The organism is Chelatococcus sp. KU-N122 (assembly GCF_055391085.1).
This window is the reverse complement of sequence record NZ_AP043981.1, coordinates 5,167,604-5,186,463: the sequence shown is the minus strand read 5'-3', so window position 1 is coordinate 5,186,463 and position 18,860 is coordinate 5,167,604. Positions and strand designations below refer to the sequence as shown.

The 18,860-nt window shown below is 68.3% G+C and carries 17 protein-coding genes; 14 read left to right on the top strand and 3 right to left on the bottom strand.

Going from position 1 to position 18,860, the window contains the following annotated elements:
* Positions 1-111: 111 nt before the first annotated feature.
* The 9 genes from ACZ5PO_RS23410 to atzF all read left to right on the top strand — a co-directional run bounded on the left by ACZ5PO_RS23410 (position 112) and on the right by atzF (position 9,921).
* Complete coding sequence (locus tag ACZ5PO_RS23410) at positions 112-1,125, top strand: ABC transporter permease (protein WP_464184262.1); 1,014 nt, start codon at positions 112-114, stop codon at positions 1,123-1,125.
* On the top strand, positions 1,122-2,030 hold the full coding sequence (locus ACZ5PO_RS23405) for an ABC transporter permease (protein WP_464184261.1): 909 nt from the start codon (positions 1,122-1,124) through the stop codon (positions 2,028-2,030). Before ACZ5PO_RS23410 ends, ACZ5PO_RS23405 begins: the two co-directional genes overlap by 4 nt.
* A gap of 10 nt (positions 2,031-2,040) precedes the next feature.
* Positions 2,041-3,738: a dipeptide ABC transporter ATP-binding protein gene (locus ACZ5PO_RS23400; protein WP_464184260.1), complete on the top strand. Its 1,698-nt coding sequence runs from the start codon at positions 2,041-2,043 to the stop codon at positions 3,736-3,738.
* Entirely contained in the window at positions 3,731-3,946 is a 216-nt protein-coding gene (locus ACZ5PO_RS23395; RefSeq protein WP_464184259.1) for a DUF4089 domain-containing protein, read from the top strand. The genes ACZ5PO_RS23400 and ACZ5PO_RS23395 overlap by 8 nt, the downstream gene beginning before the upstream one ends.
* A gap of 7 nt (positions 3,947-3,953) precedes the next feature.
* Complete coding sequence (locus tag ACZ5PO_RS23390) at positions 3,954-5,321, top strand: AtzE family amidohydrolase (RefSeq protein ID WP_464184258.1); 1,368 nt, start codon at positions 3,954-3,956, stop codon at positions 5,319-5,321.
* A 13-nt stretch (positions 5,322-5,334) separates the two neighbouring features.
* On the top strand, positions 5,335-6,003 hold the full coding sequence (locus tag ACZ5PO_RS23385) for a cysteine hydrolase family protein (RefSeq protein WP_464184257.1): 669 nt from the start codon (positions 5,335-5,337) through the stop codon (positions 6,001-6,003).
* A gap of 26 nt (positions 6,004-6,029) precedes the next feature.
* Positions 6,030-7,640: a regulator gene (locus ACZ5PO_RS23380; protein WP_464184255.1), complete on the top strand. Its 1,611-nt coding sequence runs from the start codon at positions 6,030-6,032 to the stop codon at positions 7,638-7,640.
* A gap of 91 nt (positions 7,641-7,731) precedes the next feature.
* A complete protein-coding gene (hpxZ, locus tag ACZ5PO_RS23375; protein ID WP_464184254.1) occupies positions 7,732-8,115 on the top strand; it encodes an oxalurate catabolism protein HpxZ in 384 nt (127 codons plus the stop codon).
* Positions 8,116-8,130: 15 nt separating this feature from the next.
* Positions 8,131-9,921 carry an allophanate hydrolase gene (gene atzF, locus ACZ5PO_RS23370; RefSeq protein ID WP_464184253.1) on the top strand — a complete coding sequence of 597 codons (1,791 nt, stop codon included), beginning with the start codon at positions 8,131-8,133 and terminating at the stop codon, positions 9,919-9,921.
* A 30-nt stretch (positions 9,922-9,951) separates the two neighbouring features.
* Here the strand turns inward: atzF and ACZ5PO_RS23365 are convergent, their stop codons facing one another.
* Positions 9,952-10,770, bottom strand: coding sequence for a hypothetical protein (locus ACZ5PO_RS23365; RefSeq protein ID WP_464184251.1), 819 nt, complete (start codon positions 10,768-10,770; stop codon positions 9,952-9,954).
* Between the two features lie 313 nt (positions 10,771-11,083).
* Here ACZ5PO_RS23365 and ACZ5PO_RS23360 point away from each other — a divergent pair, with 313 nt between their 5' ends.
* Entirely contained in the window at positions 11,084-11,896 is an 813-nt protein-coding gene (locus tag ACZ5PO_RS23360) for a hypothetical protein (RefSeq protein ID WP_464184250.1), read from the top strand.
* A gap of 57 nt (positions 11,897-11,953) precedes the next feature.
* Here the strand turns inward: ACZ5PO_RS23360 and ACZ5PO_RS23355 are convergent, their stop codons facing one another.
* Entirely contained in the window at positions 11,954-12,457 is a 504-nt protein-coding gene (locus ACZ5PO_RS23355) for a flavin reductase family protein (RefSeq protein WP_464184249.1), read from the bottom strand.
* A gap of 19 nt (positions 12,458-12,476) precedes the next feature.
* Entirely contained in the window at positions 12,477-13,967 is a 1,491-nt protein-coding gene (locus ACZ5PO_RS23350; protein ID WP_464184248.1) for a 4-hydroxyphenylacetate 3-hydroxylase family protein, read from the bottom strand.
* Between the two features lie 135 nt (positions 13,968-14,102).
* Between ACZ5PO_RS23350 and ACZ5PO_RS23345 the strand changes: the two genes are divergently transcribed.
* Genes ACZ5PO_RS23345 through ACZ5PO_RS23330 form a run of 4 tightly spaced genes read left to right on the top strand, consistent with a single transcriptional unit; the run spans position 14,103 to position 18,823 of the window.
* The gene (locus tag ACZ5PO_RS23345) at positions 14,103-15,041 is read left to right on the top strand and encodes an FAD binding domain-containing protein (RefSeq protein WP_464184247.1); all 939 of its coding nucleotides are present in this window, start codon (positions 14,103-14,105) and stop codon (positions 15,039-15,041) included.
* On the top strand, positions 15,038-15,541 hold the full coding sequence (locus ACZ5PO_RS23340; protein ID WP_464184246.1) for a (2Fe-2S)-binding protein: 504 nt from the start codon (positions 15,038-15,040) through the stop codon (positions 15,539-15,541). The genes ACZ5PO_RS23345 and ACZ5PO_RS23340 overlap by 4 nt, the downstream gene beginning before the upstream one ends.
* Before the next feature lie 11 nt (positions 15,542-15,552).
* A complete protein-coding gene (locus tag ACZ5PO_RS23335) occupies positions 15,553-17,913 on the top strand; it encodes a xanthine dehydrogenase family protein molybdopterin-binding subunit (RefSeq protein ID WP_464184245.1) in 2,361 nt (786 codons plus the stop codon).
* Positions 17,891-18,823: a polysaccharide deacetylase family protein gene (locus ACZ5PO_RS23330; protein ID WP_464184244.1), complete on the top strand. Its 933-nt coding sequence runs from the start codon at positions 17,891-17,893 to the stop codon at positions 18,821-18,823. The genes ACZ5PO_RS23335 and ACZ5PO_RS23330 overlap by 23 nt, the downstream gene beginning before the upstream one ends.
* Positions 18,824-18,860 lie beyond the last annotated feature (37 nt).

Sequence of the window (18,860 nt, the reverse complement as noted above, 5' to 3'; positions counted from 1 at the left end):
GCCATGACGTCCTCCCGATCGGGCAGCTCCGTCGATCACAGAACGCTCTCGCCGGCCCGTCCGGCCCAAATTTCGCATGGTCCCGTCACGCCGCGTCCCGCGAGGCCGCACATGCTCAAGACGCTCGTCGATCGCCTGTTGACGACCATTCCCGCGCTGATCGGCGTGGTGGTCATCAGCTTCCTGCTCACCCGCGTGCTGCCGGGCGACACCGCCTCGTATTTCGCCGGCCCCGCCGCCACGCCCCAGGCGATCGCCGAGGTGCGCAAGCAGCTCGGTCTCGACAAGTCGCTGCCCGAGCAGTTCGTCCGCTACGTCGGCGACCTCGCCCACGGGCACCTCGGCCAGTCGCTGACGACCGGCCAGTCGGTCGTCTCCGACCTCGCCAGCCGCCTGCCGGCATCGGCCGAGCTCACCCTGTTCGGCCTGGTCCTGGCGCTGGTCATCGCCATCCCGCTCGGGGTGGCGGCCGCGGTCAGGCAGGGCTCGTGGATCGACCACGTCTGCCGCATCGTCGCGACCGCAGGCGTATCGCTGCCCGTGTTCTTCACGGGCCTGATCCTCGTCTACGTCTTCTATTTCGTGCTGCAATGGGCGCCGGCACCGCTCGGCCGGCTCGACGTCTTCGCCAGCGCCCCGCCGACGGTGACCGGCTTCTACCTGATCGACAGCCTGATCGCCGGCGACCTGGAGACCTTCCGGGCCGCCTTGGCGCAGATCCTGGTGCCGGGGATCACGCTCGCCATCTTCTCGCTCGCACCGATCGCCCGCATCACACGCGCCTCGATGCTGTCGGTGCTGTCGTCGGAATTCGTGCGCACCGCCCGGGCCTCGGGGCTGGGCCCACGCACGGTCATCGTCACCTACGCGCTGCGCAACGCGCTACTGCCGGTCGTCACCACGCTCGGCATGGTGTTCTCGTTCCTGCTCGGCGCCAACGTGCTGGTGGAGAAGGTATTCGCGTGGCCGGGCGTCGGCTCCTACGCGGTGGAGGCGCTGATCGCCTCGGACTTCGCCCCCGTGCAGGGCTTCGTGCTCGCCATGGCGGTCCTCTACGTCGCGCTCAACCTGATCATCGACCTCGCCTACGGGCTCATCGATCCGCGCGTGAGGGCCAGCGCATGACCGTGGCCAACGACCGGACGGCGGCCGCGGCCATCCCGGCCTCGGCGCCGAGCTCCCGCTTCGGCGAGACCTTCGCCCACGCCCGCTACGTCATCAGCGACAACCCGGTCACCGGCATCTCGTTCGCACTGCTGCTGATCCTGGTGATCTGCGCCCTCATCGGCCCGGCGATCGTTCCCTATGACCCGCTGGCCAGTGACACCGCCGCGGCGCTCAAGCCGCCGTCGGCCCTGCACTGGTTCGGCACCGACCAGCTCGGCCGCGACATCTTCAGCCGCGTGGTGGTGGCGACGCGGCTCGACCTCGCCATCTCGGTGTTCTCGGTCGCCCTGGTGTTCGCGCTGGGCGGCCTGGCCGGGGTGGCGGCGGGCTTCTTCGGCGGCTGGACCGACCGCATCGTCGGCCGCATCGCCGACACCATCATGGCCTTCCCGCTGTTCGTGCTCGCCATGGGCATCGTCGCGGCGCTCGGCAACACGGTGACGAACATCGTCATCGCCACCGCCATCATCAACTTCCCGCTCTATGCCCGCATCGCCCGGGCCGAAGCGAGCGTACGGCGCAACGCCGGCTACGTGCTCGCCGCAAGGCTCACCGGCAACAGCGACGCGCGCATCGTGCTGACGACGATCCTGCCCAACATCATGCCGATCATGGTGGTGCAGATGTCGCTCACCATGGGCTACGCCATACTCAACGCGGCCGGCCTGTCCTTCATCGGCCTCGGGGTACGCCCGCCCATGCCCGAGTGGGGGATCATGGTGGCCGAGGGCGCGGCATTCATCGTCTCCGGCGAATGGTGGATCGCCCTGTTTCCGGGCCTGGCGCTCATGCTCGCGGTGTTCTGCTTCAACCTGATCGGCGACGGCCTGCGCGACATCGTCGATCCGCAGCGGCGAACCTGAGGAGCATCCGATGACCGCCGTGCCGCTGCTCGACGTCCGCGATCTCACCGTCGAATTCGCCACCCGCCGCGGCACCGTCAAGGCGGTCAGGAAGGTCGACCTCAGCGTCGCCAAGGGCGAGACCGTCGGCGTCGTCGGCGAGTCCGGGTCCGGCAAGTCGGTGACGTCCTATGCGGTGATGCGCATCCTCGACCGGGCCGGCCATATCGCCCAGGGCAGCGTCGCCTTCGCCGGGGTCGACCTCAAGGCGGCGTCGGAACGCGAGATGCGCGACCTGCGCGGCCGCGAGATGTCGATGATCTTCCAGAATCCGCGCGCGGCGCTCAACCCGATCCGCACCGTGGGCCGGCAGATCGAGGACGTGCTGCGCCAGCACGCGCTGGCGGGCTCCGACGACATGCGCCGGAAGGCCATCGAGGCGCTGGAGCAGGTTCGCATCGCCCGGCCGGAGGAACGCTACAACGCTTATCCCTTCGAGCTGTCGGGCGGCATGTGCCAACGTATCGTCATCGCGCTGGCGCTGGCCTGCCGACCGCAGTTGCTGATCGCCGACGAGCCGACCACCGGCCTCGACGTGACGACCCAGAAGGCGGTGATGGACCTCGTGGTCGAGCTCACGCGCGAGCGCGGCATGTCGACCATCCTCATCACCCACGACCTGGGTCTCGCTGCCGCCTATTGCGACCGCGTCGTCGTCATGGAGAAGGGCGAGGTGGTGGAAACCGCCGCATCGAGCGCCATCTTCCGCGCCCCCGCGCACGCCTATACCCGCAAGCTGATGCGCGCCACGCCGCGCCCGGGCATCACCCTCAAGGATCTGCTGCCCGAAGATGCGGAGCGCCCGCCTGCGCCGGAGGCGATGGCTGCGACCGGGACGCTGCTCAGCGTCGAGCACCTGCTGAAGGAGTACCCGCGCAACGGCGCCGGCATGCTCGCCCGCCTGACGCGGAAGGGCACGGACGAGGCGCCGTTCCGCGCCGTCGACGACCTCTCCTTCGAGGTCAGGCGCGGCGAGAGCGTCGGCCTCGTGGGCGAATCCGGCTGCGGCAAGTCGACGACGTCCACCCTGGTGATGCGCCTCGCCGATCCGACCGCCGGCCGCATCGTCTTCAAGGGCGTGGACATCGGCGCCGTCCCGGCCAGCGCCTTCTCCCACCATCCGCTGCGGTCGAAGATCCAGATGGTGTTCCAAGATCCGACGGACAGCCTCAACCCGCGCTACACCGCCGCGCGCGCCATCGCCGACCCGATCCTGCGTTTCGGCGCCGCCAAGGGCGCGGCTGCGGTCCGCGCCCGCTGCGAGGAGCTGGCGCGGCTGGTCGGGCTGCCCGGCGAGTTGCTCGACCGCTTCCCGCACCAGCTCTCGGGCGGGCAGAAGGCCCGCATCGGCATCGCCCGCGCCATCGCGCTGGACCCGGACCTCGTCATCCTCGACGAGCCCACCGCTGCGCTCGACGTTTCGGTGCAGGCGATCGTGCTCAACCTCCTGGCCGACCTCAAGGCCGAGCTGGGCATGAGCTACCTGTTCGTCAGCCACGACCTCCACGTGGTGCGGCTGCTGTGCGACCGGGTCATCGTCATGCGCCAGGGACGGATCGTCGAGCAGGGCACCGCGGCCCAGGTCATCGACGATCCCCAGGCCGACTACACCCGCGAGCTGATCGCCGCGATCCCGCATCCGCCCACGCAAGAGGTGGCCCATGCCTGACGTACAGCTCGAGCCCCTGGCGGCGCTCGACGACACCAGCGCCCGCACCCTGGCCAGGCTCATGGCGCCGATGCTGGGCATCTGCCTCGACCCGGGCTGGATCGAGACGGTGGTGCAGAACCTGACGACCAACGCGCAGGTGGCGCAGCTCATCCTCGATTTTCCGCTCGAGGACGAGCTCGAGCCGGCAGCCGTGTTCAGGCCTTGAGGAACCGATGATGGCGAGCAGCGTACCGCTCACCCCGGACCAGATCGACCGCCGCAGCCAGTCGGCGGTAGCGGAGACCTTGCGCCGCATCGACCGCCTCAATCCATTGGTCAATGCCTTCACCGACGTGACCGCGGAGCGAGCCCGCGCGACAGCCGACGCGGTCGACGCGAGCCCCGAGGCCGGGCCACTCGCCGGCATCCCGTTCGCCGTCAAGAACCTGTTCGACATCGCCGGCCTGCCGACCCGCGCCGGCTCCAAGATCAACCGCGACCGGCCGCCGGCGGAACGCGACAGCCCGCTGATCAGCCGCCTGGAAGCGGCGGGTGCCGTCCTCGTCGGCGCCCTGAACATGGGCGAATACGCCTACGACTTCACCGGCGAGAACGTGCACGACGGCAATTGTCGCAACCCGCACGCCCTCGACCACATGGCCGGCGGCTCGTCGAGCGGCTCGGGAGCGGCGGTCGCGGCCGGCCTCGTCCCGCTGGCGCTCGGTTCCGACACCAACGGCTCGATCCGCGTCCCTTCCGCCTTCTGCGGCGTGTTCGGCCTGAAGCCGACCTTCGGCCGCCTGTCGCGGGCGGCGAGCTTTCCGTTCGTGACGAGCCTGGACCACCTGGGGCCGTTTGCGAATTCCGTCCGCCTCCTCGCCATGGCCTACGACGCCATGCAGGGTCCCGATCCGGATGATCCGGCCTGCGCCGAGCGGCCGGCCGAGCCGACCGTGGCGCAGCTCGACGACGGCCCGGGCAAGCTGCGTGTCGCCGTCGCCGGCGGCTACTTTGCCCGGGGCGGTGATCCCGATGCCTATCGCGCCGTGGCCGCCGTCGCCGCGGCGCTGGGCGCCAGCCGCACCATCGAGGTGCCCGAGGCCGCCCGCGCCCGCGCTGCCGCATATCTGATCACGGCGAGCGAGGGCGCCGCGCTGCACCTCGACCGGTTGCGCGCCCGGCCGGCGGACTTCGATCCCGCGGTGCGCGACCGGCTGATCGCCGGAGCCATGATGCCCGCCTCCTGGGTCAACCGCGCCCATCGCTTCCGGCGCTGGTACGGGGCGCGGCTGGCCGGGCTCTTCCGCGACGTCGACATCGTCCTGGCGCCCTCGACGCCCTGCCGGGCACCCAAGCTCGGCCAGAAGACGCTGGTCTTCGGCGGCCAGGAGCTGCCGCTCAGGCCCAGCATCGGCGTCTACACCCAGCCGATCTCGTTTGCCGGACTGCCGGTCGCGGCCGTGCCGGTGTTCCTCGACGGCGGTTTGCCGCTCGGCGTCCAGGTCATCGGCGCGCCCTGGCGCGAGGACAGCGTCCTGCGCGTCGCCGCCTTCCTGGAGCGCGAGGGTGTCGCGAGCGCGCCCGTGGCCAAGCTCGGTTAATCGGAGACAACCCATGCAGATCGTCGTCGACGCAGAACCCGCCCCGATCAGCATCGATCCGGCCCGCACCGCTCTGGTCATCATCGACATGCAGCGCGACTTCCTGGAGCCCGGCGGCTTCGGCGAGACGCTCGGCAACGACGTGTCGCGGCTGACCCCGGCCATCGCGCCCTGCCGACGCGTGCTCGACGCGGCACGCGCCCATGGCGTCCTGGTCATCCACACCCGCGAGGGCCATCGTCCGGACCTGTCCGACGCGCCCGTCGCCAAGGTGGAGCGCGGCCTGCCATCCCTGCGCATCGGCGACCCCGGCCCGATGGGCCGCATCCTCATCCGCGGCGAAGCCGGGCACGACATCATCGACGAACTGGCGCCAGCGCCCGGCGAGCCGGTGATCGATAAGCCCGGCAAGGGCGCCTTCTACCAGACCGACCTGGAGCTGATGCTGCGCAACCGCGGCATCGACACGCTGCTCGTCTGCGGCGTGACCACCGAGGTCTGCGTCAACACCACCGTGCGCGAAGCCAACGACCGCGGTTACCGCTGCGTCGTGCTCGGCGACTGCTGCGGCTCCTACTTCCCGGAATTCCACGAGGCCGGGCTCGCGATGATCAAGGCTCAGGGCGGCATCTTCGGTTGGGTGTCGTCATCGCAGGCGGTGCTGCAGGCCATCGGGGCCTGACGGCCGGTTGATGAGGAGGGGCTGACATGATGACGACGACGACATCGCACCGGCCGGCGCTGTGGAGCCCCGGCGATTGGAATGCCTTCTTCGGCTTCGGCACCAACATCCTCGTCAACATGCTGACACTGACGGTGCTGCTGCGCTTCGTGCTCAAGATGCCCGACGCCATCACCTTCGGCCGCATCCTGCCGGCGGTCGGGCTGATGATGTTCCTGAGCACCTGCTATTACGCCTGGCTCGCCTACCGCCTGGCGCAGCGGACCGGGCGCTCGGACGTGTGCGCCCTGCCCTCCGGCATCAGCGTGCCGCACATGTTCATCGTCGTCTTCGTCATCATGCTGCCGATCGCGCTCTCGACGGGCGATCCGATCAAGGGCTGGGAGGCCGGCCTCGCCTGGGTGTTCGTGCAGAGCTTCATCCTGATGGCGGGCGGCTTCCTCGCCCCGTACGTGCGACGCATCACGCCGCGCGCCGCCCTGCTCGGCACGCTCGCCGGCGTCTCGGTGACCTTCATCTCCATGCGGCCGGCGCTCGACATGTTCATGACGCCGCTGCTCGGCATCCTCTGCTTCGGCGTCATCCTGGTGAGCTGGTTCGGCGGCATGCGCTATCCGCGCGGCGTCCCCGCAGGCCTGGTCGCCATCCTGGTCGGGCTGGCCATCTCCTGGGTCGCGGCGGCGCTGGGCTTCAGCGTCGGCGGCGTCAGCGGCGGCGGCTTGCTGAGCGCCTTCGCCAATCTGGGCTTCTCGATCCCGATCCCGGCCATCGGCCACGTGTTCTCGGGCTTCCAGTTCCTGGGCATCATCCTGGTGACGGCGATTCCCTTCGGCATCTACGATCTCGTCGAAGCCATGGACAACGTGGAAAGCGCGGAAGCGGCGGGCGACGCCTTCCCGACCACGCGCGTCCTGTCCGCCGACGGCGTCGTCAGCCTCATCGGCTGCCTGATGGGCAACCCGTTCATCAACGCCGTCTACATCGGCCACCCCGGCTGGAAATCCATGGGCGGGCGCTTCGGCTATTCCGCCGCCACGGGCCTGATGGTGCTGGTGCTGTCGTGGCTGGGCATCGTCTCGGTGCTGGTCAACCTGATCCCGGTCGTCGCCATCTCGCCGATCCTGCTCTACATCGGCATGCTGATCGGGGCGCAGGCGTTCCAGGAGACGCCGAAGTCGCACGCGCCGGCGATCGTGCTCGCCTTCACGCCGCACCTCGCCGCCTGGGCCAAGACGCTTATCGATGGCGCGCTCGGCGCGGCCGGCACCAACGCCCACGCCGTCGGCATCGACAAGCTCGGCACCAACGGCGTGGTCTACCCGGGCCTGGAGGTGCTGGGCGCGGGCTCGATCCTCGGCGGGCTGATCCTCGCCGCCGTCGCCGTGTTCATCATCGAGAAGGACTTCCTCAAGGCCGCCATGTTCGCACTGGCCGGTGCTTTGCTCACCTTCTTCGGCTTCATGCACGGCGAGCGCATCGGCTTTGCCATGTCGCCGATGGTGGCCGTGGGCTACGCGGTGCTCGCGGCCTTCCTCGCCGGCTGCTGGCACTACGCCCGTGGGGTGGACAGCCCGGCGGTGCGGCCCGAGCCGCCGCACTCTGCGGAGACCGAGCCGCTGCCCGCTCCGGCCCAGTAAGGTCCGGCGAGGTTTGAACGATCGACGCGACGGCGCCTGCTCTGCGAGAGTGGCGTTCCACGGGGCCAGGGCCGTCGCGCAGGAGACACGAGTGGATATCGACATTCCCGAGATCGTCGCCGAGGTCGAGGCGGCCTTCGCCACCTACGAGCGGGCGCTGGTGACGAACGACGTACCGATGCTGGAGGCGCTCTTTCGCGACGCACCGACGACGATCCGCTACGGCATCGGCGAGAACCTCTACGGCATCGACGAGATCCGCGCCTTCCGTCGCGGACGTTCGCCGCTCAACCTGGCGCGCACGCTGGAGCGGACCGTGATCACCACGTACGGCCGCGACTTCGCCACGGCGTCGACCCTGTTCAGGCGCAGCCCGGGCTCCACCGGGCGGCAGATGCAGACCTGGGTGCGGTTTCCCGACGGCTGGAAGGTGGTCGCCGCGCACGTCAGCGTTGTCCCGGATGCGGTCGGCTAAGGAGAGACGAGGCCAGTGCTCACGATTCAGGACTACCGCAACGCCTACACCAGCCGCGCGGCGACGCCTTCGTCGGCGATCGCGGACCTCTATGCACGCATTGCGGCTTATGGCGATCCGGCCGTCTTCATCGCGCTGCGCCCGCGCGAGGAGGCCCTCGCGGAGGCCCGCGCGCTGGAGGCGCTGGGCGCCGAGGGGCGGCCGCTGTTCGGCATCCCGGTTGCGGTGAAGGACAACATCGACGTCGCCGGGCTGCCGACGACGGCCGGGTGCGCCGCCTTCGCCTACATGCCGCAGGCCGACGCGACGGCGGTCGCGCGCCTCAAGGCGGCCGGCGCCATCGTCATCGGCAAGACCAACCTCGACCAGTTTGCCACCGGCCTCGTCGGCGTGCGCTCACCCTACGGCGTGCCGCGCAACACCATCGACCCCGCCCTGGTGCCGGGCGGCTCCAGCTCCGGGTCGGGCGTGGCAGTGGCGGCAGGCCTCGTGCCGGCGGCGCTCGGCACCGACACGGCGGGCTCCGGCCGCGTGCCGGCCGGGCTCAACGCCATCGTCGGCCTGAAGCCCAGCCTGGGCGCGGTGCCCGCCACGGGCGTCGTGCCGGCCTGCCGCAGCCTCGACTGCATCTCCGTCTTCGCCCGCAGCATCGCCGACGCCTGGGAGGTGTTCACCGCCATGGCCGGGCCGGATGCGGACGATCCGTTCTCACGCCCGATGCCGACGATCGCGGCTCGCCCCGCGGCCGCATCGCTGCGCATCGGCGTACCCGACGCGGCCGGCCGCCGGTTCGGCGGCGATGCCTTGTCGGAAGCGGCGTTCGACGCCGCCCTGGTCTTGGCGCGTGCTGCCGGCGCCGAGCTCGTCCCGGTCGACCTGGAGCCGTTCTTCGCCACCGCCCGCCTGCTCTATGACGGCCCATGGGTGGCCGAGCGCTACGCCGCGATCCGCGCCTTCATCGAGACGCAGCCCGAGGCACTGCTGCCGGTCACGCGCGGCATCATCGCCGGCGCCACGCGATTCTCGGCCGCAGATGCCTTCGCCGGCCTCTACCGCCTGGCGGAGCTCAAAGCGGCGACGGCGTCCGTGTGGGCAGGCATCGACGCCCTGATGGTGCCGACGTTCCCGCGGCCGCGGACGCTCGCCGACCTGGACGCCGACCCGCTCGGCCCCAACGCGGAGCTCGGCACCTATACCAATTTCGTCAACCTGCTCGACCTCTGCGCCCTGGCGGTCCCCGGCCCCGTGCGCAGCGACGGCTGGCCCGCCGGCGTGACCTTCATCGCGCCGGCCGGCCGTGACGCCGATATCGCCGGCATCGCCGGCCGGCTGTTCGGCGCGCCAAGCTCGGCTCCCGGCCCGCACCCCGCGACCTCGGCCGCCGCGCCCCAGGCCACGGATGCGCCGATCGAACTGGCCGTCGTCGGCGCCCACCTGTCCGGGCTCGCCCTCAACCACGAGCTCACCTCCCGCGGCGGCAAGCTACTGCGCGCCGTTCACACCACCAGCGACTACCGCCTGTTTGCACTCGCCGGCGGCCCACCCTACCGCCCCGGCCTGCTGCGCGTGCCGGAAGGTGCCGGTCGCCGGATCGAGACGGAGGTGTGGGCGCTGGAGCCGTCGGCCTTCGCGAGCTTCGTCGCCGCCGTGCCTGCGCCGCTCTCCATCGGCACGGTGAGGCTGGCCGACGGCACACGCCCCAAGGGCTTCCTGGTGGAGGCCGAAGCCACCCACGACGCCGACGACATCTCCCATTTCGGCGGCTGGCGTAGCTTCTGCGCCGGCCCGCAGCAGGTGAAGGCGTGAGGTGGCCCGGAGACCCGCACGCCGGCGGGCTTATTGGGGCGGCCTCGTCGCGCCTCGGCCGAACAACGCAAGCGAGGCCCTGAGCTCAGCTTCCGTAAAATGCTCGTAGCCCTTGATGGCCGCCTCCAGGATCTCAAGATAAACGATATACCTCGGGTCGAAGAACGCTCTCATCTCCTGCCAAGCCGATGTCCGGGAAAACTCGGCATAGAGCTTCCTATATACTTGGTTCCGCACGCCCCATTGGTTATAGGGCCAGCCGTGGTGGGACATGTGAAATCCGTGCGTCGGCCTGCCGATGGTGCCGGTGCGCGGCTCGGTCTTCGCCGAGATGATGCGGTAGAGCAGATCCTCGTCGGCGTTCCACTTGAGCGCACCGACATCGATATCGTCCGGTATATGGACAGGATAGTAGAAATCGTACTCGGAAAAATGAAGACCGGTCATCTTGTTCAACCCGAGCTTTAGAAAGCTGGATCTGACCTCATTCGAGTAGCGGATATTTTCCCGCTTCATAATCGCTCTATGCTTGACTGCAATTTCCTCCAGCACCAGTATATCAATGTCGCCGATATAGACGTAGGCTGCCCTGGTCGACGGTTGCTTGATGAACCGGACGATCGACCCCGGCGCGTCGAACTCCACCTGCGTCACCACAAAACGGTCGGCGAACAACTGCCGGAGCTTGGCCACTCCCGCCGCATAGGTCTGCTCGAAGTGCTGCCGATCGGGAACGAAGAGCTCGACGACACAGTCCTCGTTGTGATGCAGCACCGAGGCCGCGTAGGGTAAGGCGAAGGGCTGATAGGGGCCGTCGGCGGCCGTCACCACGAGCAATTCCCGCATCATGGCGTCCCCCCATGGCATCGAAAGGCTGCCGCGTTAAGCCCTCTTGCCTCTCGAGGCAAGTCGGTCCCTCACGGCAAGTCGACGCCGGTCATCGCCGTTGGCCCCGCGGTGCGGGCTTCGACGCGGGCACCCTGGTCCGAGAGCGCCTGGACGCCGCCAGACCGTTCAATGCGGTCGCTTCACAAAAGAGAGAGCCCCCGTGCGCTAAGCCGTTGCGCCAGCTCAGTTCAAGCCGGCCGGCTTGATGCTCGGTTCGTTCCAGGCTAAGGACCTGACGCAATTGAGGGTTGAGATCACATATCGAATAGCGTCCATGCTTGAACTGCTCGTCTTGACCGCGGCCGACGGTCTATACCTTCCCTATGCTCTTCCTTACGCGACGTCCGTCCTGCATCATAACGATGATTGCGCGGTCGAGATATTTGTGCCGGACAGAGCCGACTTCTGCCGCAGGTACGAACAAGGCATCGACAAATTATCCGCCCTATTCGGCCAGAGGCTGATCATAACCGAAGTCGAATTCGATACGCGCGGATCGATCGTCCGATTCATCAGAGAACCCACGACGAAGGCGAAGTATGTCTATATCGGCGACATCGACATACTCGTTCTGGAGCCGATCGCGCCTCAGCACCTTGCGATCATGCGAAAGCAGGGGACGAAGCATTCAAATGCGGTAAAAGCTAGCAAGAACAATGAAGACGCCAGAATGTCGGGGCTGCATTTTTCCGAATACGACTTCTACTATCCGGTCCAGATTCCCGATGACATAGATCTCAGCTCCCTCAGCTGGGATGCGGACGAGCGGCTGCTCTATCGGATTGTCTCCGCCAAGACAGAACCGCGCGCCGGCACCATCCGCAGGCCCCTGCACGGCTTCCATCTGTCTCAATATGGCTGGCCCCTCAACCAATGGGGCGTCCGCAATCGCTCGTATCGGGAAAAATACGACGCATTCCGGGAGACCGCGGCCTGGCGGGACATGAGGGAGCGGTTCGACCCGAGATACACGGTATATCTCGATATTCTCGAGGCAGCGATCAAAGGTTGCGACTTCTTTTCCGAAAGCGAGATCAAGGAGTCGAGCATTCTTTATGGCCGTGGCGCGCAGACACATCTGAGGTAGGTCGGCGGCACAGGGGCCATTGCCATGGCCGTCGCCAGCCTCGGCGCCATTCGACTATCATAGCTGGATAATTTCTCCAGCTCTCGCGAATCGCCCAAAGGAGAAAATAAGGGGATCACCTGATGCGGCTGCGAAGCGAACGACGCGGCCGACAAAGATGACGTGGTCGCCGCCGTCATGCTCGGCGTGGTGGACGCATTCGAAATGGGCGAGCGTGTCCTTCAATATGGGAGCGCCGCTGGCTGCCAGAGACCATTCGCCGCCGCCGTATGGCGACGATCCGCCGCCTCGGGCAAACGTCATCGCCAGATCGGCCTGCTTGGCCGACAGCACGTTCACGACGAAGCCCGCGGCGCTGCGGACGGCCGAGAGACTGCCCGACCCGCGCGAGAGGCTCCACAAGATGAGCGGCGGCTCGAGCGAGACCGCGTTGAAGGAGCTGATCGTCAATCCGACCAACGTGTCGGCGGCGCTTCGCGCGGTGACCACGGTGACGCCGGTGGCGAAGCGGCCGAGCGCCGAGCGAAACGCCGTCCGATGGGCCAACCGCGCTTCGGTCATGGCTTCTCCGGTCACCGCTTCAGGTCCCGGCCGCGGCCCGGCGCCCGCGGGCGCCGTCGGTCAGATGCTCGGCCTGAAGCGCCTCCAGTTCGTCCACCATGCCGAGCGCAATCTTCCAGTCGAAGGTCCTAAACGCGTTGGCCGTCGTCACATGGCTCGCACCGGAATAGAACATCTCGTACTGGACGTGCCGCGAGGCGAACTCGGAGCCGATCGCGTCCCAGGCCAGGCGGAACAACCGCACGCGCTCGGCGGCGTCGCGCACCGGCGACACCTGAGTCGCTTCGATGACCCGCCGCAGCAGCGGGCTGTCGAAGTCCTCGATGGAGGACGGCAACATGATGACGCCGCCGCCGGCGAGGTCACGCAGCCGGCCGATCGCCCTCGGATACATGTCCTGGGTCTGCACCTGCGCGGCGTAGAGCAGCGACGCCGAGGGCACGAAATAATCGCCGTACCATGAGCCGCCGGCTTCCATCGCCAGGACGAAGGCCTCGACCATCGAAGCCTCGGCCGACAGCTCACCGAGCTTGACGCGCACCTGGGGCATGTCGACGAGGCCGCTGGCCTCGGCCATGCGACGGCCGATCCCGGCGAGACAGCGCATCTTGACCATCAGCCGCACCTGCGACTGGTAGTTCTGGTAGACGTGCACCGGTGTGTCGTGCCACTGGGCCCGCGCCATGTCGATATCGCGATAGACGAAGACCCGATCCCAGGGCACCTTCACGTCGTCGAAATAGACGATGGCGTCGTTTTCATCGTAGCGGGCCGACAACGGGTAGTCGAAGACCGAGCGGGCCGCCGCCTCGTAGGACTTGCGGGACATCAGCGTCACGCCCTTGCCCGCGATGGGCAGGGCGAAGCTGAGCGCGTAAGCCTCTTCCCCCTTCGCCAGCGGCTGGATGTTGGCGACGAAAATTTCGTCCGACATGATCGCGGATGTGCCCAACATTTTGGCGCCGCGCACGGTGATGCCGGCCGCGTCCTCGTCGACCACGGCCGCGACCAAATGCTTGTTCTTCTGCTCGCCGGCCGTCCTGGCACGATCCGCCTGCGGGTTTTGGATAACGTAACTCACGAACAGGTCGTTCTCGCGCGCGTAATGATAGTAGTCGACGACCGCCCGGGCGCGCGCGGGCCCATGGCGTTCGAAGACGTCCTTTGCCATCACCATGGCGCTCAGCGTCGACGCGACATGATCGGGAGAGCGGCCGAGCCAACCGTAATTCTGGCTTGACCACGCCTCGAGCGCGCGGCGGCGCTCGACCAGCTCCGCATAGCTCTTCGGCAGTTGCCACGCACGATTGGCGCGCCGGCCTCCCCCGATATCGAACGTCATCAGGTCGAGGTTTTCGGGTTTCGCCTGGAAATCATAGAGCCCGGCGAACGACGTGACGGTGTTGCGGAAGGCAGGATGCGTCCGGACGTCGAGCACGCGCTGGCCGTCTATGTAGACCGCCCGGTCGTCGCCGAGGGCGTCCAGATAAGCCTGACCGTTGCGAACCATCGTCGAACCCCTTGCAGCCTCTTGGCGACGCGTGACGGCAGGTGGCTTCAAATTTGCGTCGCCAGCTTGCGCATTTTGCATGTACAGGAATTTTATTCAAGAACTTGAATATAAGAAAAGTGCAGGATATTGGTCGTGACCGATGCGATCGTCCGCCCCTCTCCAAGCGCGGATGGCCCGCTGAGCCTAGAGAAGGAACACCCGGTGCATCTCGATCAGCCGAGGACCTTGTCGGACGCCTTGTCCTCGCTCGCCGCCGATCCGCAGGCGCGCTGCCTCGCCGGCGGGGCGACCCTCGTCGGCTTCATCAACAGCGGGAAACTGCGGCCGACCCGCCTCGTGAGCTTGCGCCGCATCGGCGGGCTGAACGGGCTGACGGCGGAGGCTGACGGCAGCGTCGTCATCGCCGCCATGACGCCGCATCGCGCGGTGGCGCAAGCGGCGGCTCTCGCCCACGGCCATGAGATCGTGCGGGAGGCGGCGGCGCAGACCGCGCATCCCACGATCCGCAACATGGCGACCATCGGCGGCTCGATCGCCATCGGCGATCCGACCGCCGACTACCCTTGCGCGCTCGTCGCCGCCGGTGGAGCCATCCTGGTCGCGGGCGCCGAGGGCAGGAGAGCGATCCCCGTCGATGACTTCTTTCTCGATCGCTACATGACCGCCCTCGCCTCCGGCGAGATCGTCACGGGCGCCCGTCTGGCGCCGACGCACGCCGGGGAAACGAGTGCCTTCGTCAAATTCTCCCGGGTCGACGGCGACTACGCGACTCTCACCATCGGCGTGCGCGTCGCCTGGTCGGGTGCGGTCTGCCAATCGCTGCGCATCGCCATCGGCTCGTTCGGAACCGTTCCGATCCGGTCGCCGCAGGTCGAGGCGACGTTGGCGGGCACCGAGCTCTCGGACGGTCAGCTCAAGGCGGCCGCGAGCGCCTACATCGGCCTCGGCGCCCCGCGCGACGACATCAAGGCCTCTGCCGACTATCGGCGCCTGATCCTCCCCGGCCTTCTGCTGCGCGCCGTCGAGCGGGCACGCGAGCGGCACGCGGCCCAGTCCGGAGCGCTGGCATGACATCCGATGTCGTTATGGTTTCCTTGCGTATCAACGGCGAGACACGTCACGCCGCCGTCCCGGCGAGCCGTACCCTGCTCGATGTTCTGCGCGAGGATTTGAGGCTCACGGGCGCCAAGCGGGCCTGCGAAGCCGGCGCCTGCGGCGCCTGCAACGTGCTCGTCGACGGGCACACCGTGCGCTCCTGCCTCAGCCTCGCGGCCGACCTCGCAGGCTGCGAGATCACCACGATCGAGGGCCTCGCCGAGGGCGACGTGCCGAGCCTGGTGCAGCAGGCCTTCCTCGACGCCGGTGCGATCCAGTGCGGCTTCTGCATGCCCGGCATGATCCTGTCGGCGACGGAACTGCTGGCCGCCAATCCCTCGCCGAGCGTCGAGGAGATCCGCGTCGGCATATCGGGAAATCTGTGCCGATGCTCGGGCTACGTGAAGGTCATCGAGGCGATCGCGCTGGCGGCACGCCGTCTCGCGCCCCAGCAGGCCGCCCTCGCCGCACGCTGAGAGGAGCCCATATGCTGCTGAAATCGCAGAAGACCGATCATGCGGTCGGCCTCACCATGTCGCGTCTCGAAGCCTGGGAAAAGGCCCGGGGCGCGGCCGCCTTCACGGAGGATCTGGCGCTGCCGGGCATGCTGCACGGTGCCCTTGCCTTCAGCCCCCATGCCCACGCCCGCATTCGCGGCTACGACGTGTCGCGGGCGCTGGCGCTGCCCGGCGTGAAGGCCGTGGTCACCGGCGCGGACATCGGGCGCCACCTGATGGGTCTCGTCGTCAAGGACGAGACGGCGCTCGCCGTCGACAAGGTCCGCTATATCGGCGAGCCGGTTGCCGCCGTTGCCGCGACCGATGCGGCCATCGCCCGTGCCGCTGCGGCGCTCGTCGAGGTCGACTACGAGCCGCTGCCGGCCGTGTTCACCATCGAGGAGGCAATTGCCGAGAGTGCCCCGATCCTGCACGAGGATTTCGAGTCCTACTTCAAGATCTACGACGCCTCGACCTGCCGGCTGCCGAACGAGCTCTGCCGGTCCGAGATGAAACTCGGCGACGTCGCCAAGGGCTTCGCGGAGTGCGACGTCATCGTGGAGCGCGTCTACGAGACCGCGGCCCAGAACCACCTCTACATGGAGCCCTGCGCCGCGCTGGCCGCCGTGGACGGACGCGGCAAGGTCACGGTCTGGTCGTCGACGCAGAGCGTGTTCCGTACACAGGCGAACCTGCACGAGGCGCTCGGCATCCCGATGGCGAGAATCCGTGCCGTGGCGCCTCGCATCGGCGGCGGCTTCGGCGGCAAGTCGGAAGCGACGGTGCAGCCGGTCGCGGCGGCGCTTGCCCTGAAGACCGGGCGGCCGGTGCGCATCATCCTGTCGCGCGAAGAGGACATGATCTCCATGCGCGCCCGCCACCCCGCGCGCATGCGGGTCAAGACCGGCGCCAAGCGTGACGGCACCCTCGTCGCGCGCGAGTTCGAAGCCTGGTTCGACGGCGGTGCCTATGCCGACGACAGCCCGGCGGTACTGAACTTCGCCATGTTCTTCGCCGGCGGTCCCTACCGGTTCGAGCATGTGCACGTGCGGGGCCACGCGATCTACACCAACAAGCTGCGCGCCGGTGCCTTCCGCGGCTTCGGCAACCCGCAGGCGACCTTTGCCAGCGAGAGCCAGATCGACGAGATCGCCGGCGAACTGGGCATGGATCCGCTCGATCTGCGGCTGAAGAACATCATGAAGCCCGGGGACCGCTGGCTCGGCGGGCAGACGCTGGCAACGAGCGGCCTGGAGGCCTGCATCGATAAGGTCGTTGCCGCCTCGCACTGGCGCGAGCGCCGCGGGGCACCGCTCGGCGCGCCGGGCGGCAAGCGCCGCGGCCTCGGGCTCGCCCTGACCGCCCATGTCTGCGGCTTCCTGTCCACCAGCGCCATCGTGCGCCTGGCCGAGGACGGGTCGGTCACGCTCAACACCGGGGCAGTCGATCTCGGCCAGGGCAGCGACACGGTACTCGCGCAGATGTGCGCCGCCGGCCTCGGCCTCACCGTGGACGACGTCAACTTCGTCGCGCCCGACACCGATGCCTCGCCCTACAACTCCGGCACCAATTGCAGCCGCGTCACCTATATGGTCGGGCGCGCCGTCGGCGAGGCGACAGCCGCCGTCCAGGAGAAGATGGCGACGATCGCGGCCAGGCTGCTGGATTGCCCGGAGGAGGAGGTCGAGCTGCTGCCAGGTGGCCTCATGGGGGCTGCCGGGACCAACCGCACCGTCTCGTTCAAGGAGATCGCCGGCCGGTCGATCTGGTTCGCCGACGGCGGCGGACCGGTGATCGGGTCGGGCTCGGTGATGCACAACGAGCCGCTCGACCCCAAGCATACGCTGCTATCCGGCATGGTCTCCTTCGACAATGTCGGCGCCTTCATCTTCGGCGCCCAGGTGGTCGAGGCCGAGATCGACGCGGTGACCGGCAAGGTCGACATCGTCGAGGCCTGGTGCGCGCACGACGTCGGGCGCGCCGTCAATCCGGGCGCCGTCGAAGGCCAGATCCAGGGCGGCTTCGTGCAGGGCGCGGGCTATGCGCTGACCGAGGAGATGGTCTGGGACGGTGGACGACTGAGCAACCCCTCGATCATGGACTACAAGATCCCGAGCGCGCTCGACGTGCCGTACGCGATCCGGTCTTTCGTCGTCGAAGTGCCCGATCCCACCCATCCCTTCGGCGCAAAGGGGGTCGGCGAACCGCCGCTGGTCGGCGCGGGCGCAGCGATCGCCAATGCCGTCGCCCAGGCCGGCGTTCGCGTTCGCCGGCTGCCGATCACACCGGAACGCATGGTGCGGGCAATGGTCGAGAAAGGAAACGGCGATGGCCCTCGAGATGCATCCTGACCCCATGGAAGCCCGCGATCTCGTCGGCTACGGCGGCCGGCCGCCGCATCCGCGCTGGCCCGGTGGCGCGCGCATCGCGGTCAACCTCAACCTCAACTACGAGGGCGGCGGCGAGGCCACGCTCGCCAATGGCGACGACCGTTCCGAGGGCATGCTGAACGACATCGGCGTGCCCGAGAAGCGCGGCGTGCGCGTGCCCCTGGTCGAATCGGCTTTCGAGTACGGATCGCGCTGCGGCGTCTGGCGTGTGCTCGACGTGCTCAGGCGCTTCGATGTGAAGGCGAGCGTGCTCGGCGTGGTGCGGGCACTCGAACAGAATCCTCAGGTGGTCGAGGCCTTCCTCGCGGACGGCCACGAGATCGTCAGCCACGGCTGGCGCTGGATCGACTATTGCGACGTGCCCGAAGCGCTGGAGCGCGAGCATATTCGCCTGGCCGTGGACGGCATCGCCCGGATCACCGGCGGCCGCCCGTCGGGCTGGATGACCGGGCGCCCGGGACCGAACACCCGACGCCTGCTCGTCGAGGACGGCGGCTTCCTCTACGACCGCGATTCGCTGGCCGACGAGCTGCCCTACTGGGTCACGGTGGGCGGCCGCCCCCATCTCGTCATCCCGTACTCCTACGAGACCAACGACAACCGCTTCAATGAGAACGTCGGCTTCGCCACCTCCGAGCACTTCTTCATCTACATGCGGGATGCGTTCGATCGCCTCTACGAGGAGGGCGAGACTGCGCCGAAGCTCCTGTCGATCGGCCTGCACGACCGGCTGATCGGCCGGCCGGCGCGCATCGGCGGCCTCATCCGCTTCCTCGATCACGTCCGCAGGCATGACGGCGTGTGGATCTGCCGCGGCATCGACGTGGCCCGCCATTGGCGGCAGCATTTCCCGGCACAGCAGGCGCCGTGAGGCGGCCGGCCTTTCTTGCTCGAGTTGCTTCAGTATG